Consider the following 26,565-nt stretch of genomic DNA (forward strand, 5'->3'; position numbering starts at 1 on the left):
CCGGGCGAACAGCGCGGACTCGGTTACAAATAGCGCTGCCGCTGGATACGTCGCCGATACATGCCGAGGTCCAAATGGAGCAGCCCGAACGCACCTGGCGGCGGGCATGAGCGACGTAGCCATCTGGAGATATCAGCATGACCAAGCCTGTCACCATCCTCTATACCGCCCACACCCACACCAGCGGCGGCCGCGAAGGCCGCGGTCGTACCCGCGACGGCGAACTCGACCTGGTATTGAGCCCGCCGGGTTCCGGGCGGCCGGGCAGCAACCCCGAGCAGTTGTTCGCCATCGGCTGGTCCGCCTGCTTTATCGGCGCCTTGCGCCGGGCGGGGCAGAAGTACAAGGTGCGCATTCCCGATGACGTCGCGGTAGATGCCTACGTGTCCCTGGGCAACAGCGCCGATGGTGGCTTCGTCCTGGTCGCGCAACTGACCGTTCACCTGCCGGGCCTGACGCAGGAAGACAAGCAGACCCTGGTCGCCGAAGCGCACCAGATCTGCCCGTACTCCAAAGCGACCCGCGGCAATATCGAGGTGGATTTCGTGATTCCGTGAGCGGGAACGGCGTGCGCGAGGAGGGTGACGATGTCAGCGCTTCGTGCACCTATTTATAACTAAACTAAATGATTATTTAGTTTAGTTATAAATTAATTGCATTGTTCAAGAGGACAGGGCACGGCTCAGCCAGACCGTCAGGCCGCCGCTTTCCGGGTCTTCGACCACATGCTCCAGCACCTCGAAACCGTGTTCGCACAGCAGATTGCGGTATTCCTGCGGATCGAGGCTGGCGTGATACAGCGTCTCGCCCTGGAATTCACCCAGGGCTTCGCCCAGGCCAGTGCCGCTGGTGAACACCAGCAGCGTGCCGGGTGCTGCGTGGCGCTGGAACACCGGGAACATCCGGCGTTGGTCGTCGGGGTGCAGATGGAAAAAGCTGTTCCAGGCAAGGATGCCGGCGAACTGGCGACCCAGGTCCAGCTTGCGCATATCGGCGCGAATCCATTCGTGCTCGGCGAATCGCACGCGGCACTGGGCAATCATCTGCGCCGAGGCATCCACGCCAGTCACCTGATGACCAGCCTCGGTCAGCAAACGTGCCACCGGTTGACCGGAACCACAGCCGATATCCAGGACCTGTGAAGACGGTTGCAGCAGCGAATGAAAACGCTCGATCCATTTGCGATCGGGGAAATGATTGCCGCGCAGTCGATCCCAGGTGTCGGCATGGCGGTCGTAGAGATCGATGATCTGGTGCGCGGAGGGATGGTGAAGCATGGAGGGTGTCGATCCTTGGATTGAGGCGCAGCGTTCCGGGTGGGGTTCAGGGGTTGAAATGTACTCTGGGTGTGGGCTGGGGGGAATACGTCTAGGTTCGTATAATGTATATTATGTTAAATAACGTGTTCGGTTAGATGTGCTTCGTATGTCACCAGCAGTACACCGAACTAAAAATAGAAAATTCCCAGCACTAATCTTCAAAAATGGAGAACGCTTTACCTGTTTTGTTCTTCAGCATCCGGAAGTGAAGATCCAAAAACCTGTGTCCCGCTGGCTCAGGCCTTCCCGCTAGGCATGCTGTTTGACCTGGGCTCCAACACCCACTTTGGGCTCGACTGAACGGCCAGCGAGGTCGGTCCTGTGCTAGCCCGCCGAGTGGGTACGGCGAATCCTATTAGCTTGTGAAACCCGCTTAAACGGAGCTACCAGTTGAGCCCGATACCCAGTCGGGTAGTCACCTTCTTGCAGTCCTACCTGGGCATCGCCGAGCTTTTCTGCCGCGTCATAGAAGGTTCTAAACAGGTGATCCCACAGCAGTAAGAACTCGCCGAAATTGACCTGGGCATCTTCGAACTCCCGTTTGTGGTGCCAGCGGTGTGTCTCCGCGACGCCAATCACATTGCGCATCCAGCCTAGCGAGTAGTCCAGGTTGGAATGTTGAAATGCGAGATGCACTGTCAGGATGCCAAACCAGGTTGCGACGAGAGCTGAAGGTGTCCCCATCGCGAAGAGCACCAAGAGTCCAGGGCCCGCCATGATCGCCGCGTGTAGTGGATGTCGACGCTCGCCATTCATCCAATAGAGGCGCTCTGCACTGTGATGGGGCTCATGTAAGCGCCATAGCCACGGCACATAGTGGCTGAGTCGGTGCATGGCATAGAGACTGAGATCCAAAACCATGGCTACGATGAGCAACTGGATCCAGAGCGGCCAAGTCGTTGGAAAGGTGCGAGCGGCATCAGGCACCCAATCGCCCAGTCGAGCCAGAATCGCAGCGGTGAACTGGATGACGGACAGATTCACGATCAGGTGAAGCAGATCGGTCAGTGTGTCGCCGTGGTCGGTAAGCCAGCTCTGACGGCACGGTTGTAGACGCTCCAGCATGGCGACCGGAATAATTCCGACTACTGCAATCAGGGCTGTGCTGGGCCAATATGGCACGCCCTCGTAAAGCTGCCAGATCATCCAGCCAGCCGTACCGCCAAATATGACGGGATAGCTGAACCAGCGGATCAGAAACCTGAAGCAATTGCTCATCATGCAGCCCCCTCTTCTTGATGCCCCTACGTTAGGCGGTCCCCAGGGTTCTGGCTTGAACAAAAAAGCTGACCTCAGCTGCTGAGACTGACCTGGCTCAGAGCTGACGAAGGATCGAGGCCAAATAGGCTGCGAAAGGTGCGGGAAAAGTGCGCGGAATCCGAGAATCCTGCAGCATGGGCGGCCCCTGTCAGACTTTGGCCAGCCGTAATGAGCTGTAACGCAGCGACTAGGCGAAGCCACTTACGGTAGCTGCGCAATGGCAAGCCAGTCTGTTCAACAAACCAATGAGAAAAACGAGTCGTCGACAGGTGCATCAGGTCTGCCAGTTCTTGTCTGCCATTGGCGGGCTCGTTCAAGGCTTCAAGGACAAGTTGCAGCCGTGGATCGATGATCGGCAGATCGGTGAGATTAAGAAATTGGCGAACCGCTCCCCGCATTTGCTGTGCGGTGATACAGGGAGTTGCCAACAGTCTCTGCAGAGACACAATGCTTTGCACATCGATAGGCAAGATGCTCGTAGAGGCATTGAATGCCCGTGCCTCCTCAGAAAGTGCATCAAGGTAAATCGAAATAACCTCAACTGCTTCGATTCGATGAGTGACGCCCGCGTGAATGCAAATGGCTCGGGCCGTGACGTGGCTGTCAGATGTAGTCACCGTCAAGTCGCGGTTGATACCAATGGTGATCTGGTGAGCCATGTGGCGATGCCAATCATGATTGCCTACCTGCCCTAAAAACACCCCGAAACCTGGAGATACCCAGGCTTTGCCGTGCCAGCTGGCACTCTGTGATGCAATCACCTGACAGTTCCTCTGCTTTTGGCACCCTACCCTGCATGACACTCTATTTGATCCAAATCAACGAAGTGCTGTTATCGCCAAAACGAGCGTTCATGCCCCGGGGCAATCTGCTATCGTCGCCCTATCGCCCCGCCTGGTGAATTGCTGTGCGTCGGATTGGATTGATCCTGGTAATGATTGCTAGCCTCGTGCTGCCGGCCTTCGGCGGTGTGGCTTTCAGCATGCCGGCACAACCTTGCCCGATGCAGAGCGCCGATCATCAGGGCCATGCAATGGCCGATGCTCCGTGCTGCGAGCAAATGGACAAGTCTGATGGGGTGGCCAAGAAGTCCCCTTGCAAACCCGGCCAGGAATGCAAGACCGGAGGACTTCTCCAGACCACCGTGATCAAGAGCATATCCCCTCTCCCCTCACGCCCCGAGATATTGCTGACCCAGTCGGTGATTAAGCGAGAGCCCGCAGGACTCTGGCGCCCTCCTCGTTTCGTCTAATGCAGTGATCATCCCGCGCCTTACAGTCAGGCGCATCGTCGCGGTCACGTTTCGTAGTCGCGACTTCGATCAATCGCATTGGAGGCGAAAGCATGTCCGCTTTCCTTTTTCCACGCCGTGGCTTTCTCGGTGTGTTGGCTGCCGCATTCTGGGCAGCTCCCTGGCTTGCCGCGCAGGCGCAGCCCCTAACTTTCGAACGAGCCCAAGCTCTGGCCGAGCAGAGTGCCCCTGAGAACCTCGCGCGCCAGGCGCAGGTGGCATCGGCACAGCAGGCTGTCGAGCCCGCAGACGCCCTGCCCGATCCCAAGCTGATTCTAGGCATCGACAACCTGCCGATCGAAGGCCCTGACCGTTACACGCTTAATCGTGACTCCATGACCATGCGCCGCATTGGGTTCATGCAGGAAGTCCCCAACAGTGACAAGCGTCAGGCTCGGCGCCAGTTGGCCGAGGCTTCAGTAGGCCGAGCCGAGGCCGAGCAGCGTGCCATGCAGTTGGAGATCAAGCGCCAGACGGCAGTGAGCTGGCTGGATGTGTACTACGCCGAACGCAGTGTTGGCCTCTTCGATCAACTGGACCGTCAGATCGAGATGCTCCGCTCGACCGTGCAATCGCTGATTGCCGGCGGTAGTGCTCAGCCTGGCGAGCTGTTGCAGGCCGACCAGGAAGCTTTGGCGTTACAAGATCGGCGAGATGAACTGAATCGCGATGTGGCAGTAGCTCGTGCCAAGCTGCGCCGCTGGATAGGCAACGAGGCTGACCAGCCTTTGCAAGGAGGTGTTCCCAGTCTGAACCTGGTGGCACCGCACCTGCAGCAACGCATTGCCTCACACCCTGAGTTGCGCGCTGCCTCCGCCCGAGTCGGCGAGGCTAGCGCCGAGCTGAACGAGGCCATCGCCGAGAAGACCCCCGACTGGGGTGTTGAGTTTGCCTACAACAATCGCGACAACCAGTTCGGCGATATGGTGATGGTGCAATTTACCTTCGACCTGCCGTTGTTCGTAGGCACACGTCAGGGGCCCAAGATCAACGCCAGACAACAAAGCGTGTCGCAGATGGAAGCCGAGCAGGAAGCATTACTGCGCGCCCATCAGGCTGAGCTGGAAGGCGGTATTGCCGAGCTTGAGCAACTGCGCAGGACCTTGTCACGCACCGAAAAAACCTTGATCCCGCTTGCAAGCAAACGTGCCGATCTCGAACTGGCCGCCTACCAAGCCGGTAACAGCCAGCTCACATCCGTTATTACTGCCCAGCGCGACCTGATTGATGCGCAACTGCGGCAGATTGAACAACAGCGCAAGTTGAGCCAGCTCTCCGCAAGCCTGTACTACGCCTATGTGGAGGGCCTGAAATGAAGATATCGACATTTGGTTTTGCGGTCGCCGTGCTGACCGTGGGCATTGGCGCGGCGGGCGGTGGCTACTGGCTGGCCCAGCGGCAAGCCAAACACGAGCTACTGCCTAGCTCCGCACCGACGGACGAGCGCAAGGTGCTCTATTGGTACGACCCGATGCAGCCTGAGCAGCGCTTCGATAAACCGGGCAAGTCACCTTTCATGGATATGGAGCTTGTCCCTAAATACGCAGGATCCGAGCAAGATCCGTCTGTCCTGAGCGTCCCCGCTCAAGCCGTGCAGAACCTCGGAATGCGGACCTCGACGGTGATCCGCGGTGTACTGCCCTCGGATATCGAGGTGGTCGGCTCCCTGGCCTATAACCAGCGAGAGGTAGCGAACCTCCAGGCCCGCGCTGGCGGATTCGTCGAGCGGGTTTACGGGCGTGCCCCTGGCGATGTACTGCCAGCTGGAACACCCCTGGTCGACCTGCTGATTCCCGAGTGGTCCGCCGCGCAGTTGGAGTTCCTCGCGGTACTGCGTACCGGTGACGCCCGCTTGATCACTGCGGCCCAAGAGCGCCTCCGCCTGCTCGGCATGCCACAAGCGTTGATAGAGCAGGTTCGCCGCAGCGGCAAACCGCGGGCAGTGCAAACCCTCACCACACCTATCAGCGGCGAGCTCCAAGCCTTGCAGGTACGCGCCGGGATGACCGTTGAAGCCGGGCAGGATCTGGCGTTGATCAACGGGCTGTCCAGTGTCTGGCTCGATGCGGCGATACCCGAGGCCATGGCCGGAAGTATCCAGGTCGGGGACGAGATCCGCGCCAACCTGACGGCCTTTCCTGATCGACCGCTGCTGGGCCGCGTCATAGCCTTGCTGCCGAGTGCCGATCCGCAAACGCGCACGCTCACGGTACGCAGCGAGCTACCCAACCCTGCCGGTAAGTTGCGCCCCGGCATGTTCGCCGCCGTACGCCTGAACAGTGCCGTCGAACAATCCACGCTTCTTGTGCCGAGTGAAGCCGTGATTCGCACCGGGAAGCGTGCATTGGTGATGCTGGCCGAAGGCGACGGACGCTACCGTCCCCAGGAAATCACCTTGGGCCGCGAGGCCGATGGGCGTCTGGAGGTGTTTTCCGGTCTTGAGGAAGGTCAGGCGGTCGTTACCTCCGGCCAGTTCCTCATCGATTCGGAAGCCAGCCTGCAGGGCATCCTGGCCGGCAATGCAGAACAGGACAGCACGGAGGGGCTGCATGTGTCTCACGGCGTTATTCGCGCACTGGACGGGAAACAAGTCACCCTGGAGCATGGCCCCTTCGAGAGCCTGAATATGCCAGGTATGACCATGGCTTTTCCTCTGGTCAGCTCCGAAGTAGCTGTGGGACTTAAGCCAGGAGATCACGTACGCATCGCCGCACGTCAGACAAACTCCGGCCTGCTGATCGAGCAGCTCCGCAAGGAAGGAGACCAGCCATGATCGCGCGCCTGATCCATTGGTCGATCGGCAACCGCTTCCTGGTACTGCTGGCCACCCTGTTCATCACCGCCCTGGGCCTCTGGTCGCTGCGCAACACGCCGTTGGATGCACTGCCGGACCTATCTGACACCCAGGTCATCATCAGAACCAGCTTTCCCGGACAGGCACCGCAGATCGTCGAGAACCAGGTGACCTACCCACTGGCCACAACCATGCTCTCGGTACCGGGGGCGAAGACGGTGCGCGGCTACTCGTTCTTCGGCGACTCCTTCGTCTACGTGCTGTTCGAGGACGACACCGACCTCTACTGGGCGCGCTCGCGGGTGCTGGAGTACCTCAACCAGGCGCAGGAACGCCTGCCCGAGGGTGTTACCACCACCCTTGGGCCGGATGCCACCGGCGTGGGCTGGATCTACCAGTACGCCTTGGTCGACCGCAGCGGCCAGCATGATCTTGCCCAGCTGCGGGCACTGCAGGACTGGTTCCTCAAGTACGAACTCAAGAGCCTGCCCAACGTAGCCGAAGTGGCCACCCTCGGCGGCATGGTCAAGCAATACCAAGTGCTGCTCGATCCGCAGAAGCTGGTGGCTTATGGGGTAACTCAGCAGGAGGTCGAAGCGGCGCTGAAGAGCGCCAATCAGGAAACCGGCGGCGCCATCCTGGAGCTGGCAGAGCGCGAGTACATGGTGCGGGCTTCAGGCTATCTAGAGAGCCTGGCGGATTTCCGCAATGTGCCGCTGCGGGCTTCGGCCAGCGGAGTTCCGGTGCTGCTGGGTCAGGTGGCCACCATTCAGCTGGGGCCAGAGATGCGTCGTGGCATTGCCGAGCTGGATGGCCAGGGTGAAGTGGTAGGCGGCGTGGTCATCTTGCGCTCCGGAAAGAATGCCCGCGATACCATCGCCGCGGTGAAGACCAAGCTGGACAGCCTGAAGGGCAGCTTGCCGGCCGGCGTCGAGGTGGTCACCACCTATGACCGTTCGCAATTGATCGACCGCGCCATCGATAACCTCAGCTACAAGCTGCTGGAAGAGTTCGCGGTGGTTGCCCTGGTTTGCCTGATCTTCCTCTGGCACCTGCGCTCGTCGCTGGTCGCGATCATCACCCTGCCCCTGGGCATCCTGATGGCCTTCATCGTCATGCGCTACCAGGGCGTCAATGCCAACATCATGTCGCTCGGCGGGATCGCAATCGCCATCGGCGCCATGGTCGATGCCGCCGTGGTGATGATCGAGAACGCGCACAAGCACATCGAGGCCTGGAAGGCTCGACACCCCGGTGAACCGCTTCAGGGCGAGGCGCACTGGCGGGTGATCGGCGAAGCTGCGGCCGAGGTCGGGCCGGCGCTGTTCTTCAGCCTTTTGATCATCACCCTGTCTTTCCTCCCGGTCTTCACCCTGGAGGCCCAGGAGGGTCGCCTGTTTGGCCCGCTGGCATTCACCAAGACCTATGCCATGGCTGCCGCCGCTGGCCTCTCGATCACCTTGGTACCGGTGCTGATGGGCTATTGGATTCGTGGGCATATCCCCAGCGAACAACAGAACCCCTTGAATCGTTGGCTGATCGGTGCATACCGGCCGGTGCTGGAGTGGGTGCTGGCTTGGCCTAAGGTGACCCTAGCGCTGGCCTTGCTAGTGTTTTTGTCCAGTCTCTGGCCCCTCAGCAGACTCGGAGGAGAGTTTCTACCGCCGATGGACGAGGGCGACTTGTTGTACATGCCATCAGCCCTGCCCGGCTTGCCGGCCAGCAAGGCCACCCAGCTGCTGCAGCAAACCAACCGGATGATCCTCACGGTGCCCGAAGTGGCACGGGTATTCGGCAAGGCCGGGCGAGCAGAGACCGCCACCGATCCAGCACCGCTGGAAATGTTCGAGACCACGGTGCAGTTCAAACCACGCGATCAATGGCGCGCGGGGATGACACCCGAAAAGCTGATCGAGGAACTGGATCGCGCGGTAAAAGTTCCGGGGCTGTCCAATATCTGGGTGCCGCCCATCCGCAACCGCATCGACATGCTGGCGACGGGGATCAAGAGCCCCATTGGGGTGAAAGTATCCGGAACCTCCTTGGTCGACATCGAGCGCATAACGCGCGATATCGAGGCCGTGGCCAAAGAGGTGCCTGGGGTGAGTTCGGCCTTGGCAGAACGCCTTACTGGCGGCCGTTACGTGGACATCCAGATCGATCGACTGGCCGCGGCGCGCTATGGCCTGAGCATCGCCGATGTGCAGGCGGTGGTATCGGGCGCCATCGGCGGCAGCAATATTGGTGAGACGGTTGAAGGACTGGCCCGCTTCCCGATCAACCTGCGCTATCCCAAGGAGTGGCGAGACAGTCCGCAGGCACTACGGCGTATGCCGATCCTCACGCAAGCCGGCCAGCAGATCACCTTGGGCACCGTCGCCCAGGTTAGTCTGACCGAAGGGCCGCCAATGCTGCGCAGCGAGAACGGGCGTCTGTCCGGTTGGGTCTATGTCGATGTCCGTGGGCGCGACCTGGCATCGACCGTGCGCGAGTTGCAGCAACGCGTAGCTGAGCAGGTACAACTCGATGCTGGCATGACCGTCTCCTACTCCGGTCAGTTCGAGTTCCTGGAGCGCGCCAATGCACGGCTGGCCTGGGTGGTACCGGCGACCTTGTTGATCATCTTCGTGCTGCTTTACCTGACCTTCAGCCGCTTCGGTGAGGCCCTACTGATCATGGCAACCCTGCCCTTCGCCCTATCGGGCGGCATCTGGCTGCTCTACTGGTTCGGCTTCAACCTGTCGGTTGCCACTGGGGTCGGCTTTATCGCCTTGGCCGGCGTCTCGGCGGAATTTGGGGTGATCATGCTGCTGTACCTGAAGAATGCCTGGCATGCACGTATGGATGCCGGGCGCAGCGGTGACCCGGCACTACTGGAGGCAATTCGTGAAGGCGCAGTGCTGCGCGTGCGGCCCAAGGTGATGACGGTGGCCGTGATCATCGCCGGCCTGTTGCCAATCCTCTGGGGCGGAGGTGCCGGATCTGAAGTGATGAAGCGCATCGCCGCGCCCATGGTCGGCGGCATGATTACCGCGCCGCTGATGTCCATGTTGGTTTTGCCGGCCGCGTACTGGCTGATGCGAAGGCAGCGTACACAGAAGGTTCGCGCACCGCAGGAGCTATAGCTTTACAAACCCGGGCAAGCCACGCGCCAAGCTGACTCGCCCGGGTAACGCGGCAGGAAGCATTACGGCGATGTAACTTTGACTTCATTTTTATGACAGGTTGAGCGGATATATTTTAATCACCACCTTGAAGGAGTGATTAAACATGAAAAGCCTCAAAGTTATTGCAGCCCTTGCCGCTATGGTTGTTTCCTCTGCCACTCTGGCAGAAGGCGGCGCTGATCGTGTTTATGGTCGGATGATTCAGGCCAATGAGCAGGCCATGCAAGAGTATGCTGCCGCTAACGGAAAGAATCCGCCTGAAGTTATTCATTACCGCTACGGCATGAAGCTCGATATCGCCAGGGTCGTGGCCACTACCTCAACGGACTCTAGCTGCAATGTGATGCCAGCCCAGATGACCTACGAGGACTCCAACGGCGATCTGAATATTCTTGAATACCGTGCAGCCGGAACAGGTTGCCGGAACCAAAACTAATAAATGACATCGCGCTGACTGAAAAGTAATTTTCAAGTCACCCTGACGTTATTTGGCATGTGGAAATATGGCCAAGGCGCGCCTGGTTATGCACGGCGCGCTTGGCACATATATGCGACCACACAATGACAACTGCCAATAACATCAGGAGCATTTATGAATAACAGAACCCTGTTAGGACTTTCTCTACTCGCTCTGAGCATCAGTACCGGGCAAGCTGCAATGGCCGCCGACGAGAAAGGCGAGGGATTTATCGAAGGCAGCAGCCTGACCATCCTCAATCGAAATCTCTACTTCAACCGTGACTTCCGCAAAGGCCAGTCCAGCAGCTCGGGTAATGGCTATTCGGAAGAGTGGGCGCATGGCGTGATAGGCCGATTCGAGTCTGGCTTCACCGAGGGCACCATAGGCTTCGGTGTCGATGCCTTTGCCATGCTAGGACTCAAACTTGACACCGGCGACGGCCGTTCAGGAGCCGGTGGCTCAGTCGATGTGCTGCCTTACAACAGCCTCGGGCAGGCTGAGGATAACTACTCCAAACTGGGTGGCGCGGTGAAAGCTCGGTTCATGGATACCGAGATCAAGGTAGGCGACGTCTTTCCTGTCAGCCCTGTCGTCCAATACGGTGATGCGCGGCTTTTACCGGAGAGTTTCCGAGGTATCACCGTGCTCAACAGCAGCGTGGAAGGACTGTCGCTTCAAGGTGGTCGCCTCCACTCGATGAGCCAACCCAATACCAGCAGCATGCGCGACGGCTTCGCTACCTTCTACGCAGGCGAAGTGGACTCGCCATGGATCGCCTATTTCGGTGGTGATTACACGCTTAATGACAACGTCGGCTTTAGTCTCTACACCAGCCGCCTCAAGGATGCCTGGAATCAATATTACGCGGGCACCACGCTGAGCTACCCGCTTGCGGACGATGTCGCCTTGATCGGCGGGCTGAACTACTACAAGGCGGTCGATGAAGGGAAGCAGCTCCTCGGGAGCTTCGATAACAACATCTGGAGCGGCAAGGTCGGCATCCAATTCGGCGCTCACACAGTGCTGGTGGGTCTCCAGCGCAACAATGGCGATGATGACTTCGACTACTTGCGCCAATCGGACTCCATCTACCTCGACAACTCCATCCAGTACAGCGACTTCAACTCGCCGAAGGAGAAGTCATGGCAAGTGCGCTATGACCTGGATATGGAGCCTTTCGGTGTGCCTGGGTTGAGCTTCATGACTCGATATGCCCAAGGCTGGGATGCCGACTACAGCAAGGCCAACGAAGTCTATATGCGCCGTGATGACAACGGCGATCCGTTGACCAACCAGAAGCGCTGGGAGCGGGACATCGAGGCCAAGTACGTTGTGCAGACTGGATCACTGAAGGATATGTCTTTCCGTGTTCGCCAAATGACCACTCGCGCGACCGATTACGAGTCGGATCTGGATGAAGTCCGCCTGATTGTCGAGTACCCGCTGGAAGTTCTCTAACCCTGGCAAGCGGGCGGGTTGATTGCCCGCTCGCGCCTTGGTCCTGCTGTCCCCTCGTAGTGCTCCTTTGGTTTGGAGACAGCCCTTGGCGCCCTCGGGCGCCTTTTTTACTTAGGTTAAAGGGCGTATGAAAAAGAGTCGGCCACTACACACAAGCGGCCGTGCTGGCAGGCAGTACTACTGAGCGGGATATTCTGCAACGACCTGATCAGACCCCGCCTTGGTCAAGCCAATGACCTGGTAGGCATGCTGTACGCCATCGACTTCCATACCGGGGGAGCCCGCCGGCATCCCGGGAACAGCGATGCCCACGAGATCATCGCGCTTGGTGAGCTCGATGACCTGAGCCGCCGGCACATGACCTTCGACGAACTTGCCGTCAATCACCGCGGTGTGACAAGACGCCAACCGCGGCGCAACGCCCAGACTTTGCTTCACTGCCGACATGTTGCTTTCGACATGGTCGACGACTTTGAAGCCATTCGCTTCGAGGTGTGAAATCCACTTCTTGCAACATCCGCAATTGGCATCACGATGGACATCAATCGTCAGGGCATCAGCTGCTTGAACTGCAGATGTGACGGAGAGAGCGGCCAGCAAGGCCAGATATTTAGCTTTCATGCACGTGCTCTTTGCCATCGGCGTGGGTGTGGGTCTTGGGCGAGGCGTTCGGAGCCTGCTCGGCGTGATGATCACCTCCGTTGGACGACGCCTCATCCCCAGCATGGTGGTCATCGCCACTCATATCCGAATGGTGACCTGCCTTAGGTGCGGAGCCACCCTCGCTATCCGTAGCCGCGGCATCGTGATGACCAGGCTCTCCAGCATCACCTGATCCATGATGGTCATCGCCACCGCCACTATTGTCATGATGGCCAGGCTTGTTGTCGCCGTGCTGTCCTTCATGGTTATGCATCTGCGTTTCCCCACCACCGTGCTGATGGCCGCCACTGGATGCGACGAGTGTTTGGTATTGCTTGGCATCCATCGTCGGCAGTTGGTTGAGGAAGGCAACCATGCCCCAGATGTACTCGTCTCCCATGCTCTTGCCCCACGCAGGCATACCCGTTGCCTTGATGCCATGCTTGATCACCCAGAACGCTGCTGACGGATTGCCATCGACACCGATCTTGGCGAGGTTGGGGGGCGCAGGATAAAGCGATTGGCTTAGCTCGGTCTCCGCCACACCTGGCGCCAAATGACAGCCGATACACATGGAGTTGTAGTTGCCCGCACCGGCGCGAATAAGAGCTTGATCATCCAGGTTGGGAACCTCGATGTCCCGCGAACGGACTTCGATAGAGCGGTCACGGGCCATCGTGAGAAACGCATGCACTGCAGGAAAATGGGGATCGTCGGCCCCCACGTTGACCACGCCAAAGTAGGCGCCGGCCAGGACAGCTGTGCTACCGACCACGCCGGCCGCCACCAAAGTTTTAATTGTTCTTTTCATGTCAGGTTCTCAAAACCACATCCGGATACCGGCGACAAAACGCGCCTCGTCTACATCACCGCCCTCGTCGCGCACCATGTCTGCCGTGTTGCCATAGGAGCGGCTCCAGGAAACCCCGATATAGGGGGCAAACTGCCTGACAATCTCGTAACGCAGACGCAAGCCGAGCTCGGTATTTGCCAACCCAGACCCCACACCTCGCTCAGGATCGTTCTTGCCGTAGAAGTTCATTTCGGCAGTTGGCTGGAGAATCAGCCGGTTGGTCAGCAGAATGTCGTACTCGCCCTCCAGTCGGGCAGCAGTTTGGCCATTCTCGCCGACGAAGGCCGTGGCTTCGGCCTCAAAGGCGTAAAGCGCCATGCCCTGGATACCGAAGGCGGCCCAAGTCTGCGGCGACTCCGGTTTGAAGTCCTGGCGAACGCCCGCGACGACATCCCACCAAGGGCCGATCGAGCGGCCGTACAGCAGCTGTAATTCAGCATCCTCGGTCACGCCGTTGGTACGCTCGCCTTCGGAGCGGAACCAGACCCGGTTGATATCACCGCCTACCCAGCCCGACGCATCCCAGGCCAGGGTGCTGCCCTCATCTGCGTCCTGGTATTCGAGCTGATCGAGCAGGAAAAAACTGTTGATGGCGCTGTCGTGAACCTTGTGGCCAGGTAATGGCGGGAAAGCCGCTTGGCGATCAGCATCCGTCAGAACGGGAATCGGCGTACGGCTGGTGGTTCTCGGGGCTTCAGCGGAGCCATGGTTCATCTTTGAATGATCCATGCCCTCCATCTGTCCTTGCATGGCGCCATGCCCCATCTTGCTGTGATCCATAGCCTGGGCCTTCTCTTGGCTCTGGCCGTGGCCCATCTGGCTATGATCCATGCTGCCCGAAGCACCCTGCATGGCGCCGTGATCCATCTTGCTGTGGTCCATGGCTGGAGCCTTTTCTTGGCTCTGGCTCTGGCTGTGGCCCATCTGGCTATGATCCATGCTGCCCGAAGCACCCTGCATGGCACCATGGTCCATCTTGCTGTGATCCATGCCCTCCATCTGCGCTTTGGTAGCGCCGTGGCTCATCTGGCTATGGTCCATCGACATGGTGCCGTGCCCCATTGCCGAATGATCCATTTCTTCCGCAGCCAAAGTAACGCCGCCGCTGAACGCACTCAGCGACACAGCCAGCGCCAAGAGAGATGGACGTGAAAACCTAGTGGTCATGGTTCGAACCTGCTTCGGCTTCGGTGCCGCCATGCTTATCCATCATGTTTTCGTGATTCATGCCGTCATGCTTCATGTCTCCGTGATCCATGGCGCCATGATCCATATGCTGGCCAGCCGCCTTATCCTTCGACTGATCTGCGTGATTGCCACTGGCGGTCTTGGGCACAGCCGACTCGGCAGCATGTTGTTCGTGCTCACTGTGCCCCTCACCTGCCAACGAAACCGGTGCGTGCAGGGCAGCCAATAGGCTGAACATGACTGCGCTGCCAGCCAGGGCATTTCGCTTCATAAAAGTGCTCATCAGAAATCTCCTTTACTCATCCACACGAACTTCACGGAACATGCCCATTTCCATGTGGAGCAACAGGTGGCAGTGATAGGCCCAACGACCCAACGCATCGGCAGTCACTCGATAGCTGCGCTTGGAACCTGGCGGCATGTCGATGGTGTGTTTACGCACCAGGAAATTGCCGTTCGCATCCTCCAGGTCGCTCCACATGCCATGAAGATGGATCGGATGAGTCATCATGGTGTCGTTGACCAGCGTGATGCGAACACGCTCGCCGTACTTGAGGCGCAGAGGCTCGGCGTCAGAGAACTTGATGCCATCGAAGGACCAGGAGAATTTCTCCATGTGCCCGGTAAGGTGCAGCTCGATGGTGCGACTTGGTTCGCGACCATCCGGGTCGAGGAAGGTGCTGCGCAGGTCAGAGTACGTGAGGACGCGTCGGCCGTTGTCTCGCAAACCAATACCTGGGTCGTCCAACTTATGCGTTGGTGTCATGGTTTGCATATCGACCAGCGGGTTGTTGGTCTCTGAGGCTGGGTGTGCCTGCATGGCACCTGCCATGCCTGCCATGCCTGCCATGCCTGCCATGCCCGAATGATCCATTCCAGCCATCTGGCTGTGATCCATGCCGGCCATGCCACCCTGCATGCTGCCATGATCCATTCCCGCCATATTGCCCTGATCCATCCCGGCCATGTTCCCGTGATCCATACCGCCCATGCTGCCGTGATCCATACCCATGTCGCCCATGGCAATCAGCGGACGCGGGTCGGGGCTGGGTACTGGTGCACTCAACCCCTCCTGTACAGCAAGGGTGCCGCGCGCATAGCCAGTGCGATCCATGGATTGTGCAAACACGGTATACGCCTGTTCGCTGTCTGGTTCGACGATCACGTCGTAGGTCTCGGCCACGGCGATACGGAACTCGTCGACGCTGACCGGTTTGACGTGCAGACCATCGGCCGCAACCACAGTCATCTTCAGGCCCGGGATGCGCACATCGAAATAGGTCATCGCCGAGGCGTTGATGAAGCGCAGGCGGATCTTTTCGCCTGGTTTGAATATGCCGGTCCAGTTGCCATTGGGTGCCTGGCCATTCATCAGGTAGGTGTAGGTGTAGCCACTGACGTCAGCGAGATCCGTCGGGCTCATCTTCATCTCGGCCCACATCTTGCGATCGGCTACGGCGGCGGACCAACCCATCTCGCTTACGTCATCGATGAAGTCACCAACGGTGCGTTTGTGCTGGTTGTAGTAGTCCGACTGTTTCTTGAGCTTGGCCAGTACCCGCGTTGGATTTTCATCCGTCCAGTCGCTCAGCAACACGACGTAATCACGGTCGTAACTGAAGGGCTCGGGCTCCTTGGCATCGATGACCAGCGCGCCGTATACGCCGACCTGCTCCTGCAGCCCCGAGTGACTGTGATACCAGTAGGTACCGTTCTGGTTGACCTTGAACTTGTACTCATACATGCCGTCAGGGGCGATGCCATGGAAGCTCAGGCCAGGAACACCATCCATGTTCGCCGGCAGGATGATGCCGTGCCAATGGATGGAGGTGTCCTCCTTGAGGCGGTTGCGCACGCGCAATGTGACGGTATCGCCTTCGCGCCAACGAAGAATCGGCCCAGGGAGCGAGCCGTTGATGGTCATGGCCGTGCGCGCTGCGCCGGTGATGTTCACCGGGGTTTCACCGATGAATAGGTCGAATTCGTTACCAGTCAGTACGTTGGGCTGGCCGGGGCTGTTCACCGCCCAGACCGGCGTGCGCCACAGGCCAAGTCCGCCGATAATACCGGTGGCTGCCAGGCCTTTGACGAAGGTGCGCCTTGTGGTTTTGCTTTGCATGCCGTTTTGTCCAATCCGTCAAATGAGCCGGTGATGGTGTGCCCGGTCTCGGGTTCATGGCTGCTTCAATGTCGGGGATTTACCCCTCAACTTTCCACGTCGGTGCATTGCACAAGCCTTACCGACGATGAGCAGTATGAAACTGCCATATCCCAACCATCCGGGTGATTACATTTCTGTAAGGTAGATGACTTCAGCAGTTGGTGTGCTCTGCTTGCTCGGTTGGACTGCTGGCTACAGGAGCCTCAACTTTCTGCTGCTGGGCCACCCGGTAGGCCTCCAGAGACGTCTGGCGTGCCTGCTCCATGCGCGCGAAGGTTCGGTCAGCACCACCTTCAGCCATTGCCAAGCTGGAGATGCTCAGAGCAGTAACTACAAGCAGAGCTTTGATCGATTTCATTTTGGGTATTCCTCGTAAGTTAAGTGGTCCCTGCAACTGCAGAGGCCGAGCTTTAGGCTCGATGTCACGTTAACTAAGAGGGCCTGTCAGCAACCTGAGCCGAACATTACAGTTCTGTCAGGTTGCTATTTCTTTCTTGTAGCCCATCCAGAAGGCTCGGTACTGTCTTTCATGCCCTCATAAAGCCTTGCGAATTTCTTGAGAGGGCATGCTCGGCAGCGATGCCTAAGCTACTCAGGGTCATTCGCACCCGCGGATAAGACCACCAACAATTAAGAGAGATTGTCACTATGTCGAATAAATCCAACGTCGCTACCGGTGCCGCTCTGGCTCTCGTGGCCGCCAGCCTGTTTGCTACCCTGCCTGTCCAGGCCGCCCAGGACACCAAAGCAGCTGAAGTGAAGTGCTTCGGCGTCAACGGTTGCAAGGGCCAGAACGACTGCATGACCGCCAAAAATGCCTGCAAAGGCCAGGGAGAATGCAAAGGCCAGGGCTTCAAGCTGATGACTCAGGCCAAGTGCGATGAGGCCGGTGGCAAGACCAGCGAATAATGCCGTTGCGGGGAGTGCCTGCCACTCCCCTGCTGGAGTCTTGAATGAGTAAGCGCAAAACACTGGGTTTCGGTCTTGGCCTTCGCAGTGAGTATTACCAGCAGATTCTTGAACAGCGACCTGCGGTCGACTGGTTTGAGATCATTTCCGAGAATTACCTGGTGGGCGGTGGCAAGGCCCTCTACTTTCTCGATGCGATTGGCGAGCAATACCCGTTGGTGATGCACGGAGTATCGCTGTCGATCGGCGGTTCGCATAACCTGGACATGGGCTACCTACGACAGCTCAAGCAACTGGCGGACCGGATACAGCCCCAGTGGGTTTCCGACCACTTGTGCTGGAGTCGCGGCAACGCCCATCAACTCCACGACCTGCTGCCGCTGCCGTTTACCCAAGAAAGCCTGCTGCATGTCGCCGCGCGGGTGCGTCTAGTGCAGGATGTTCTGGAACGTCCCATTGTGCTGGAGAACGTTTCTTCTTACGTGCAGTGGAAGACGTCCAGCATGAGCGAATCGCAGTTTCTCTCGGAACTGAGTTTCCTGACCGGTTGCGAATTGCTCCTTGACGTGAACAACGTCTACGTCAGCGCACGAAATCAGGATTTCGACCCATGGCAGTTCATCTTGGAATTGCCGCACGAGCGGATTCGTCAAATTCATCTGGCCGGGCACAGCGATTACGGGCAGTACCTCATCGACACCCATGACCAGCCCATCGCTGATCCGGTTTGGTCTCTCTACAGCAAGACTTTGAGCTACTTGGGCCCGACATCGACCTTGATCGAGCGGGATGACCAGTTTCCGCCGCTGGAAGAGCTGTTGTCCGAATTAGCACATGCCCGTGCTATCGCCAAATCTGTGATATCGGGGGCCACCCCTTGAGCCTGATCGCCCTACAGACTGCATTTGAAACTTACCTGACAGGTGACAGTGCCCTGCCCTCCAACGAGCTTTTGGAGCAGATCCGAGGTAGCACAGCGCTGAGTGCTCTCGAAGGCCTGCAGATCTACCACAACGCTTACCGTTCGCGCCTGCTTGCGGTCTTGCGAGAAGACTTCCCTGCCCTGCTTCACTGGATCGGCAACGAATCATTCGAGCAGCTCGCACTGGCCTACTTGGCCGCCTGGCCACCACGACATTTCAGCATTCGCTGGCTGGGCGAGAAGCTGCCCGAGTTCATTAGCAGCTACGTCGAAGAACCCCAACTATCGCCGATGCGCGAACTCGCGGAGCTTGAGTGGGCTTTTACACTGGCTTTCGATGCTCAGGACGTCGAAGTGCTTTCACTGCAGGCCATCAGTGATTTTTCGGCTGAAGACTGGATTTCACTCAGGGTTTCCCTGACTGCATCTGCCCGGTGGTTGCAGCTGCAGTACAACACGCTGGAGTTGTGGAAAGCCGCCAAGTCCGGCAGCTTGCTGCCTGATATTACCCGCCTGCCAACGAACCTAGCCTGTCTTGTTTGGCGTCATGAACTCGTCTGCCAGTACCGGAGCCTGGAGCCAGCGGAGGCTTCGGCATTGCAGTTTCTCATCGAGGGCGGATCGTTCGCTGAACTCTGCGAGTCGTTGAGCGCCACGCATGGCGAGCAAGCTCCCTTGCAAGCCGCGACCTGGTTGAAGTTGTGGGTCAACGACGGTTTGCTAAAGCGCGGCCAGCTATTACACGAATGACCCGGAACCTTTAGGCTAGCGCTCTCTCTTTGGCCACTCCGAGCGCTTCTATGACTCACCGCATCATTCATTTCAAACAGCAAGCCTTGCTTGACCCGGAGACCTATCAGGCAATGCTGGCCGACGGCGTTGGTCACTGGGAGCGGCTTGCAGGAGAAGTCGTCGGCATAGAAGACGAAAAAAGCCACGAGTTCGCTGCATTGAAAAGCCTGTTCAAGCGCAAGCGGTACTCCTATGACACGCTGGAAATGCGCGAGCCAGGCGATCACTCAAACTGGCTTCGCGGCCGAGATGGTTCAGAAGGTATGACCAACGAGGTCACCAGTATCCCAGGGCTAAAAGAGCTCTCAGAACTGGATATTTAGTGGGATAGCAGGTCAGCGCTCAAGCGCTGACCTGGGCCGAATAGCCAAGCTCCTGGATGAGTTCGCGGATCGATTCGGCACTTTCTGTGCTCTCAACGGTGACCTTGCCGGCCGCTCGATCCACTTCTACTCGTGCATCCTGATCCAGAGCTTGAATGGCCTTCGTGATTTTGCTCACGCAACTGCCACAGCCCATCCCCGCAACACTCAGACTAAACATGTCTTTCACCTCATTTCGTCCGCGGCTCAAGTTACCGCACGGACAGCATCGACCTTGACACGATGGCAAGGTCAAGCCCGTAAGCGCTACAAAAGGATCAGCCGTTTACCACGGGCGTAAGGATGGGGGTTGGTGAACACACCACGACATGCCTTGCGCCCCTCGTCAGTGCGACGTATAGATTCTGGGGGGTCATAAGCTCAGGATGCAGGACAACCGAGACATCCGCCTCGAGCCCCTTGAGAAGTAATGTGCTGCCTACAGAGCGTCTTGCGATCGGTCGGGCAAGGTGTCTATTGCGCTCTCGCGCTTGAATGGCTGCACTCAGAAAGTCGGCAGCACCTCCCACCACCGCTTGCATTGCAGACCGGCAGCAGTACAGAACCTCCGGTCGGTATACACGTGCCCCGTGCTGCTCAGCGAGCGTATCGATCACACGGAGCGCTTGCCCCAATGTTGGCGCTGCTACGAAATCGATCGCCGCAGCCTCGGCCGCGGTCGGAGGCGTTCGGGCCCTTCCTGCACGCAGCGACTCCACGCGCGTTCGCAGGTTTGCTGCACCTACCCCCGTCATTACGCTGGAAGCAAACTCCACAAGTTGTGCCAGAGCATTGGCACCCTGCAAGTCAAAGTTCCTGGCGAAGTTGACGAGATCTCTCAGGTCGACGGCTTCTACGGCCATGGCACCGGGTGTCTGGCTCGTGAGCTGATGGCGACCTTGCACGTTGATGGAGTCCCCGATGATGAGGACGCTACCCTGAGCGTTGGGAGCTTCGGTTCTCGCGGCCACCAGTCGCTGCTGAACTTCGGTTCCGGCGTTTAGCTGCACCCAACGCACTTCTGCTGGAGCCGTGCGCAGATCCACCGGCTGACCAGCTTGAAGTTGTTGCCTTATGGCGAGCAGCCACTGCCCGAGGTTCTCAGCTCCAGCCAGCCGCCAGCGCCACGGTATCCTCAACTCTCCCGCTGCGGGAAACAGGGGTTGCACCTCATTCGCCCAATGCACCAGTCGATTGCCACGAAAGTCGAAGATGGCTTGCATCGGGTCACCGAGCACGCAGGTCGGAAGCACCTGGGCCAAACCAGACACGATGGCGTGCTGGACGACGTTGCAGTCTTGGTACTCGTCGACAAGCAACCGTGCATAGGTGGCGCGAAGGGGCTGAGCGAGGTGACCGGCCTGCAACAACTGCATGGCGGCCTCCCGAATTGCCGGGTAGTCAGTATTGGGTTGATGCAGCTGTAGGATCTGCGGGTTATGGCCGCTTCGCGCTGGGAACTTAGCGATCAGGCGCATCGAGAATCCGTCAATGGTGGAGACTCGATATGCGGAGTTAGGAACACCGGCTCGTCTCAGGCGCGCCCGTATGGCCGCAACGCCGGCGTTCGTATGTGTCAAGACGAGGATGGGTTTGCTCTGCCTATGCGCGATGAGCGTCTCGGCAATCAATTGCGTTTTTCCACAACCTGCGGGGGCCGTTATGGAGCCACGCTCGATAGCGAAAAGATCAATCTCAGGGGGCACTTGTAAACGTCCAGAGCTGATTCGTGACTGCCATGAAGCCCGGTTCGGCGTTCTGTAAAGACGGACCGACGATGTCCCTTGCAACCTCCTGATAGGTTGTCAGCGACTTGAACCAGCCGCTGTTGCGGATACGGGATGCGGTTCCCAGCAGCTCTCGTCTCTCAGGTGAGTACCCATCCACGAGTCGCTCGGCTCGGATATCGTTCAGCGTCACGCGGCCTTGGGACTTCGTCTGAATGTGTGCGTTCATCAGCTCTGCACCCACTATTGTTTCGGCTTTCGCCAGAAGTGCATCGAGTGCTTGGTCACTGAGATGGCGGAAGATCTCGTCCTCCAGAGTGAGACCTGGTCGCCATGTAAGAATTTGCCCGCCGGCGGCCAAGAATGCTTCAGCGAGCCCCGCGGTCGAAGGCTTGTCGGCATCTACAAAAACCATCACGCGGTAACCCAAGTTCAGAAGTGCTGTTCCCCGGATAAGACTGTTATCGGGGCTTCCCCCGCCGGCGTCCACATACGCGCCGCCATGGGCCAGGAATGAGGTAGCGCCAAGACTGACCCACCATTGGTCAAGGCCACGCGCGAAGCCAACCTCGCTGGCCCCCTCGCAAACGATGATGGATTTGGCGAGGAATGCTTCGGGGTCCTTCCGAAGGGTACTTTGTACCTCGTTGGCTTCCCCAGCTGGCATAACACTGTGGCGCTGAGGTGCTGACCGAACAACGAATAACTGGCTGCCGGACAGCTCGCGCAGCGCGACCGGCGAGTGCGTCGTCATGAACACTTGCAACGGAGCGGCAGCGTCCTTTGCACCCAGCGAGTCCAGGAATCGCATGAGCCGATGAGGTTCAAGCCCGTATTCCACCTCATCAACCAGGGCAATTGGCGCGGCGCTGGCCGCAGCCCTTTGAAGCCCTGCCACTAGCAAGCGTGACGAGCCCGTGCCAAGGGAGCGCAGCGGAATACCTGTTTCACTGTGCAGCGCGATCGCCCCCTCGCCAATCGACACAGAATGTGCGTCAAGGAGCGCCTGAGGCATAGCCCCGACCGAAACGCCAAGATGCTGTGCTGTGCGTTGCACGACCTCAAGCGTCTGGGTCAGATGTTCGGCTGCTTGATTGCCAAAGTTCGCTCTTGCTTGCCTAGCGGCGCGCGCCAGTTCAGCACCAAGCTCGGCGCGCTCATCGGTAAGTCGATTGAGCACTGAGCCACGACTCCACGACAGGTTCGAGCTCGCAAAGCTGCCGATACGGGCGGGCGCTAGTGCCGCTCGTTCTTTCCAGGGAAGAGTGCGTTCAAGTTGCTGCTGCTCCGCGCGCTCGGAGAAAAGTGTCCAAACAGGCTCCAAATCGGCACCAACTTGCAGACGCAAGGTGATGACGGTCTCCAGCCCCGCTCGCGGTTCGTCTTCGACTTCCCCCGTACCGGGATGGAATCCACGCAAGAACTCGCCGTAGACATCGATATCCATCAGCGATACCGGCAAATCGCCAAGCGCCACGCTGATGGTGATGGGTACATCGACGTTTAATGCGAAGAAGTCCATGTCGCCGAACGTGCCGCCTCTGCGGGCGCCGACGCAAAGGTCAATCGCATCCAGGATGCTGGACTTCCCACTGTCACCCGGACCAATGAGGCAGTTAATTCCGGGGGCCGGCACCCAGTCGAGCGTCTGGATAGACCGGAAGTTGCTAATTTGCAGTCGGCGAATGCGGGCCACGGAGAATCCTCATGGGGTAACGAAGGTCAGTCTCCTACTCGCAGCGGCAACGATCCATAGAACGTCCCCCCGTCATCAGGTAATGCGACTGATAGGTCAAGTTGCAAGCTACCGTACGGCATTTCCCGGTCAGATGCGCATTTAAAAAGTCGCCCTGCAGGTAGGCACATCGTCTTGTCTAGCAGACTAGCCAACGTCCGTTGCTTTCAACCTAAGCGCATTGAAAACCACCGAAGCTGAACTGACGCTCATTGCCAGAGCAGCGATCAAGGGCGACAGAAGATGTCCTGTCAGCGGATACAGCAGCCCGGCCGCTAGCGGGATTCCCATCGCGTTATAGAGGAATGCAAAGGCAAGGTTCTGCCTCATGTTCTTCACCGTGGCCACCGACAAGGTGCGCGCCCGCAGGATGCCCATCAGGTCTCCCTTGACCAGGGTCACTTGGGCGCTGTTCATCGCCACGTCGGTGCCCGTGCCCATAGCGATGCCTACGTCGGCCCTGGCCAAGGCCGGCGCATCGTTGATGCCGTCGCCTGCCATGGCAACACGCCGGCCATAGCTCTGCAGTTCGGCGACTAATTTCTCCTTGTCCTGCGGTTTCACCTCGCCATGCACCTCCTCGATGCCTAACTGCTTCGCCACGGCTCTTGCTGTGGTGAGGCCATCGCCAGTGGCCATGATGACCTTCACCTCAGCGTTCTGGAGTTGAGCAACAGCCTGTTGGGAGGTCGGTTTGATTGGATCGGAAACGGCCAGGAGACCCGCCAGGCGACCATCGACGGCCAGATAGATGATGCTGATGCCCTCCAGGCGCAGTTGCTCTGCACGGTTACGCAGCGGAGTAATATCGACGCCCGCCTCCTCCATCAACGCTGTGTTCCCAAGCTGCAGTTGATGGCCATCGACCTGTCCGCGCACACCAATACCAGAGCCAGATTCGAAGGTCTCCGGTTTCACCAAGGCAAGACCCTGTTCACGCGCATGATCGACAATGGCATGCGCCAGCGGATGCTCGCTGCCCTGGTCGAGGCTTGCGGCCAAGCGCAGAACCTCGACCGAGTCGAACGGCCCGGTTCCCTCTGCACTATGAAAGGCCGGCCGCCCCTGCGTCAGTGTCCCGGTCTTGTCGACGATCAAGGTGTCGATTTTGCAGAGGTTCTCGATAGCGCTGGCATCGCGGAACAACACACCGCTGCTGGCGGCCTTGCCGGTCGCGACCATGACCGACATCGGCGTTGCCAAGCCCAGGGCGCATGGGCAGGCAATGATCAGTACGGCCACAGCGTTGATCAGGCCAAATACCCAACCTGATTCCGGCCCGAACACCCCCCAGCCAAAAAATGTCAGGATCGCGATCAGGATCACCCCCACCACGAAATACCCTGCCACGGCATCGGCCATACGCTGCATGGGCGCCTTGGAACGCTGGGCCTTAGCCACCATCTGGACGATCTGCGACAACATGGTTTCGGCGCCCACCTTCTGCGCTTCCATCACCAGGCTGCCGTGGGTGTTCAGGGTGGCACCGATGAGGGTATCCCCTGCCCGCTTGGTGACGGGCACCGGCTCGCCGGTGAGCATCGACTCGTCGACAGCGCTCTCGCCCTCCAGCACGGTGCCATCCACCGGGACTTTTTCGCCCGGCCGGACACGCAAGTGATCACCCTTATGGACGTGGGTCAGCGGAATATCTTCTTCCTGGCCGTCAGGCCTGATGCGCCGGGCAGTCTTGGGGGCCAATCCCAGGAGTGACTTAATGGCGGCAGAGGTCTGCGAGCGGGCTTTGAGTTCGAGCATCTGGCCCAACAGCGTGAGCGAGATGATCACCGCGGCGGCCTCAAAGTAGACGCCGATGCGTCCATCCTGAACGAAGGCCGCCGGGAACCACTGCGGCACCAGGGTGGCTGCCACGCTGTAGAGGTAGGCGGCTGCAGTTCCTAATCCGATCAGGGTCCACATATTAGGGCTGCGGTGCCGGATGGAGTCTATTCCGCGAGTGAAAAATACCCAGCCACCCCAAAGCGTCACGGGCGTTGCCAGAACCAGCTCAACCCAGTTCTGGGATGTTCCATGGAACAGCTGCAAGGAATGACCAGCCATCGCCAGCACGGTCACGATGACGGTCAATGGCAGGGTCCACCAGAACCGTCGCGAAAAGTCTTTCAGCTCCGGATTTTCTTCTTCTTCCAGCTCTGGAATGACGGGTTCGAGCGTCATCCCACAGATTGGGCAGTTTCCAGGGCTCGGTTGGCGGATTTCGGGATGCATCGGGCAGGTGTATTCAGCCCCCAGTCTTGCCTGAGTTGAGGACTCTGGCGGAGCGGCATGCTGGTGATGCACAGCATGCGATTGATGGCTCATGTACTGATGAGGGGCTGCCTGGAACTTCTCCTGGCATTTTGTACTGCAGAACCGATAGGCCCTTCCCTCAAAGTTCTCCTGGTAAGGGCTATCAGTTTTGACCTCCATGCCACACACCGGATCGCGTGGGCTCTCTGGGTGGCCGTGCGAGTGATGTGCATGGCCCTGGTCATGATGGCAGGAGGTCTTTTGCATTCGAGTTACTTCCTATCCTCGTCCTTGGAAACTGCGGCTCCGCTGGAGTGGGAGTGCCCGCCATGATTGTGGCCAAACAGATGCATCAGCGGGCATAGCAGCAGGATGAGGTATGGCAAAGCCTGCGAAAGATGACCGTAATGCTCGCGCGCGACATAGAAGATGCCGATTACGGCCAGCATGATCAGTGCGATGCCAATCTTGCTCTTCCAAAAAGGTGGTTCCGTAGTGCCGGTATGGTGCGTGTGGTCCATGACAATAGCCTCGGTTCAATGACCATAGAATCAGCATAGGTTGCTCAGGCCAGGCAGAGTTGACGCGTATCAATGGTGTTCAGCGTACGGTCACCTTACCGACCATTCCCGACTGATAATGTCCAGGAACATTGCAGGCGAATTCCAGATCAGTAGCCCTGGAGAAGGTCCAGATCAGCTCTTCGCGTGCACCTGGCTCGACCAGAACGCTGTTGGGATCGTTGTGCTCCATGCCGACCATCTTCATACCGCCCATAGCGTGGTCCATTTTGCTCATGTCATGCGCTGCAGTCGGGGACAGCGTGCCGTTCTGAAACATCGCAGCCATTTCTTTCTGGTGTGCAGCATGGGATGCCGCTTTGCCAAGGTTGAACTCGTGCAGCAGGGCTCCCTCGTTCAGCAGTACGAAGCGAACCGTCTCGCCCGCCTTGATTTCCATTGCCTTGGGTTCAAAGAAGATGTCCCCCATCCGTACCTCGATGGTGCGATCTACTGCCTGAATATCTCCCGGCTGGCCGATGCTGTCTTTGTTGTGGCCCGGGCTGGCCATCGCGTTGGCTGCGCTGAGCAGCAAACCCATGGTGGTGATCAAAGAAAGGGATTTGAGTTTCATGGTGTGCCTCTGGGGTAGTTAGGAGGTATGCGCCCCTATGCTGATTGAGTGCAGCTGCCGGCACGCTGACGCGAAAACTACATTGCAGTAAGGTTTGTCAGATCGGTGCCACCCAGCCCCCGGCCAATGGGTAGCACCGGT

25 protein-coding genes are annotated in these 26,565 nt (G+C 58.7%); 10 read left to right on the forward strand and 15 right to left on the reverse strand.

Annotated elements, in window-relative coordinates:
* Positions 1 to 137 precede the first annotated feature (137 nt).
* Entirely contained in the window at positions 138 to 557 is a 420-nt protein-coding gene (locus RTI28_RS27825; protein ID WP_316923495.1) for an Ohr family peroxiredoxin, read from the forward strand.
* Between the two features lie 105 nt (positions 558 to 662).
* On the opposite strand, the gene RTI28_RS27830 is transcribed toward RTI28_RS27825, so the two are convergent.
* The 3 genes from RTI28_RS27830 to RTI28_RS27840 all read right to left on the reverse strand — a co-directional run bounded on the left by RTI28_RS27830 (position 663) and on the right by RTI28_RS27840 (position 3,340).
* On the reverse strand, positions 663 to 1,277 hold the full coding sequence (locus tag RTI28_RS27830) for a class I SAM-dependent methyltransferase (protein WP_316923496.1): 615 nt from the start codon (positions 1,275 to 1,277) through the stop codon (positions 663 to 665).
* 366 nt (positions 1,278 to 1,643) lie between these two features.
* Positions 1,644 to 2,540 (reverse strand): sterol desaturase family protein, encoded by an 897-nt coding sequence (locus RTI28_RS27835; RefSeq protein WP_228846183.1) that lies wholly within the window; start codon positions 2,538 to 2,540, stop codon positions 1,644 to 1,646.
* 71 nt (positions 2,541 to 2,611) lie between these two features.
* Positions 2,612 to 3,340, reverse strand: coding sequence for an AraC family transcriptional regulator (locus RTI28_RS27840; protein ID WP_036992910.1), 729 nt, complete (start codon positions 3,338 to 3,340; stop codon positions 2,612 to 2,614).
* Between the two features lie 583 nt (positions 3,341 to 3,923).
* On the opposite strand from RTI28_RS27840, the gene RTI28_RS27845 reads away from it, so the two are divergent.
* The 5 genes from RTI28_RS27845 to RTI28_RS27865 all read left to right on the forward strand — a co-directional run bounded on the left by RTI28_RS27845 (position 3,924) and on the right by RTI28_RS27865 (position 11,749).
* Complete coding sequence (locus RTI28_RS27845) at positions 3,924 to 5,186, forward strand: TolC family protein (protein WP_003139513.1); 1,263 nt, start codon at positions 3,924 to 3,926, stop codon at positions 5,184 to 5,186.
* The gene (locus RTI28_RS27850) at positions 5,183 to 6,643 is read left to right on the forward strand and encodes an efflux RND transporter periplasmic adaptor subunit (RefSeq protein WP_003452298.1); all 1,461 of its coding nucleotides are present in this window, start codon (positions 5,183 to 5,185) and stop codon (positions 6,641 to 6,643) included. Before RTI28_RS27845 ends, RTI28_RS27850 begins: the two co-directional genes overlap by 4 nt.
* Positions 6,640 to 9,789 carry an efflux RND transporter permease subunit gene (locus RTI28_RS27855; RefSeq protein WP_003452300.1) on the forward strand — a complete coding sequence of 1,050 codons (3,150 nt, stop codon included), beginning with the start codon at positions 6,640 to 6,642 and terminating at the stop codon, positions 9,787 to 9,789. The genes RTI28_RS27850 and RTI28_RS27855 overlap by 4 nt, the downstream gene beginning before the upstream one ends.
* A 145-nt stretch (positions 9,790 to 9,934) precedes the next feature.
* Positions 9,935 to 10,267, forward strand: a complete 333-nt coding sequence (locus RTI28_RS27860; RefSeq protein ID WP_003452302.1) for a DUF2790 domain-containing protein — start codon at positions 9,935 to 9,937, stop codon at positions 10,265 to 10,267.
* Positions 10,268 to 10,423: 156 nt separating this feature from the next.
* Positions 10,424 to 11,749, forward strand: coding sequence for an OprD family porin (locus RTI28_RS27865; RefSeq protein WP_003452303.1), 1,326 nt, complete (start codon positions 10,424 to 10,426; stop codon positions 11,747 to 11,749).
* Between the two features lie 177 nt (positions 11,750 to 11,926).
* On the opposite strand, the gene RTI28_RS27870 is transcribed toward RTI28_RS27865, so the two are convergent.
* The 6 genes from RTI28_RS27870 to RTI28_RS27895 all read right to left on the reverse strand — a co-directional run bounded on the left by RTI28_RS27870 (position 11,927) and on the right by RTI28_RS27895 (position 16,951).
* Complete coding sequence (locus tag RTI28_RS27870) at positions 11,927 to 12,370, reverse strand: DUF411 domain-containing protein (RefSeq protein ID WP_009686151.1); 444 nt, start codon at positions 12,368 to 12,370, stop codon at positions 11,927 to 11,929.
* On the reverse strand, positions 12,360 to 13,202 hold the full coding sequence (locus RTI28_RS27875; protein ID WP_003139525.1) for a c-type cytochrome: 843 nt from the start codon (positions 13,200 to 13,202) through the stop codon (positions 12,360 to 12,362). Before RTI28_RS27875 ends, RTI28_RS27870 begins: the two co-directional genes overlap by 11 nt.
* 9 nt (positions 13,203 to 13,211) lie before the next feature.
* Entirely contained in the window at positions 13,212 to 14,411 is a 1,200-nt protein-coding gene (locus tag RTI28_RS27880) for a copper resistance protein B (protein WP_047149788.1), read from the reverse strand.
* On the reverse strand, positions 14,401 to 14,715 hold the full coding sequence (locus RTI28_RS27885; RefSeq protein WP_009686150.1) for a hypothetical protein: 315 nt from the start codon (positions 14,713 to 14,715) through the stop codon (positions 14,401 to 14,403). The genes RTI28_RS27880 and RTI28_RS27885 overlap by 11 nt, the downstream gene beginning before the upstream one ends.
* Before the next feature lie 12 nt (positions 14,716 to 14,727).
* On the reverse strand, positions 14,728 to 16,551 hold the full coding sequence (locus RTI28_RS27890) for a copper resistance system multicopper oxidase (RefSeq protein ID WP_316923497.1): 1,824 nt from the start codon (positions 16,549 to 16,551) through the stop codon (positions 14,728 to 14,730).
* A 193-nt stretch (positions 16,552 to 16,744) separates the two neighbouring features.
* Positions 16,745 to 16,951 (reverse strand): co-regulatory protein PtrA N-terminal domain-containing protein, encoded by a 207-nt coding sequence (locus RTI28_RS27895; RefSeq protein WP_003139535.1) that lies wholly within the window; start codon positions 16,949 to 16,951, stop codon positions 16,745 to 16,747.
* A gap of 290 nt (positions 16,952 to 17,241) precedes the next feature.
* Between RTI28_RS27895 and RTI28_RS27900 the strand changes: the two genes are divergently transcribed.
* The 4 genes from RTI28_RS27900 to RTI28_RS27915 are packed head-to-tail and all read left to right on the forward strand — an operon-like array spanning position 17,242 to position 19,539.
* The gene (locus tag RTI28_RS27900) at positions 17,242 to 17,502 is read left to right on the forward strand and encodes a membrane protein (protein WP_004577564.1); all 261 of its coding nucleotides are present in this window, start codon (positions 17,242 to 17,244) and stop codon (positions 17,500 to 17,502) included.
* A gap of 44 nt (positions 17,503 to 17,546) precedes the next feature.
* Complete coding sequence (locus RTI28_RS27905) at positions 17,547 to 18,383, forward strand: DUF692 domain-containing protein (RefSeq protein WP_003452318.1); 837 nt, start codon at positions 17,547 to 17,549, stop codon at positions 18,381 to 18,383.
* Positions 18,380 to 19,174 (forward strand): DNA-binding domain-containing protein, encoded by a 795-nt coding sequence (locus RTI28_RS27910; RefSeq protein WP_009686147.1) that lies wholly within the window; start codon positions 18,380 to 18,382, stop codon positions 19,172 to 19,174. Before RTI28_RS27905 ends, RTI28_RS27910 begins: the two co-directional genes overlap by 4 nt.
* Positions 19,175 to 19,224: 50 nt before the next feature.
* Positions 19,225 to 19,539, forward strand: a complete 315-nt coding sequence (locus tag RTI28_RS27915; protein ID WP_036992927.1) for a hypothetical protein — start codon at positions 19,225 to 19,227, stop codon at positions 19,537 to 19,539.
* 19 nt (positions 19,540 to 19,558) lie between these two features.
* On the opposite strand, the gene RTI28_RS27920 is transcribed toward RTI28_RS27915, so the two are convergent.
* The 6 genes from RTI28_RS27920 to RTI28_RS27945 all read right to left on the reverse strand — a co-directional run bounded on the left by RTI28_RS27920 (position 19,559) and on the right by RTI28_RS27945 (position 26,424).
* Positions 19,559 to 19,759, reverse strand: coding sequence for a heavy-metal-associated domain-containing protein (locus RTI28_RS27920; RefSeq protein WP_003246756.1), 201 nt, complete (start codon positions 19,757 to 19,759; stop codon positions 19,559 to 19,561).
* A 97-nt stretch (positions 19,760 to 19,856) separates the two neighbouring features.
* Positions 19,857 to 21,284, reverse strand: coding sequence for a UvrD-helicase domain-containing protein (locus RTI28_RS27925; protein ID WP_003452322.1), 1,428 nt, complete (start codon positions 21,282 to 21,284; stop codon positions 19,857 to 19,859).
* Entirely contained in the window at positions 21,274 to 23,001 is a 1,728-nt protein-coding gene (locus RTI28_RS27930; RefSeq protein ID WP_316923498.1) for an ATP-dependent nuclease, read from the reverse strand. Before RTI28_RS27930 ends, RTI28_RS27925 begins: the two co-directional genes overlap by 11 nt.
* Positions 23,002 to 23,187: 186 nt before the next feature.
* Positions 23,188 to 25,557, reverse strand: coding sequence for a heavy metal translocating P-type ATPase (locus RTI28_RS27935; RefSeq protein WP_316923499.1), 2,370 nt, complete (start codon positions 25,555 to 25,557; stop codon positions 23,188 to 23,190).
* Between the two features lie 5 nt (positions 25,558 to 25,562).
* The gene (locus RTI28_RS27940; RefSeq protein WP_009686142.1) at positions 25,563 to 25,811 is read right to left on the reverse strand and encodes a DUF2933 domain-containing protein; all 249 of its coding nucleotides are present in this window, start codon (positions 25,809 to 25,811) and stop codon (positions 25,563 to 25,565) included.
* A gap of 79 nt (positions 25,812 to 25,890) precedes the next feature.
* Positions 25,891 to 26,424 carry a plastocyanin/azurin family copper-binding protein gene (locus tag RTI28_RS27945; RefSeq protein ID WP_316923500.1) on the reverse strand — a complete coding sequence of 178 codons (534 nt, stop codon included), beginning with the start codon at positions 26,422 to 26,424 and terminating at the stop codon, positions 25,891 to 25,893.
* Positions 26,425 to 26,565 lie beyond the last annotated feature (141 nt).

This window comes from Pseudomonas sp. zfem002 (assembly GCF_032621685.1).
Taxonomy (GTDB): Bacteria; Pseudomonadota; Gammaproteobacteria; order Pseudomonadales; family Pseudomonadaceae; genus Aquipseudomonas; species Aquipseudomonas japonica.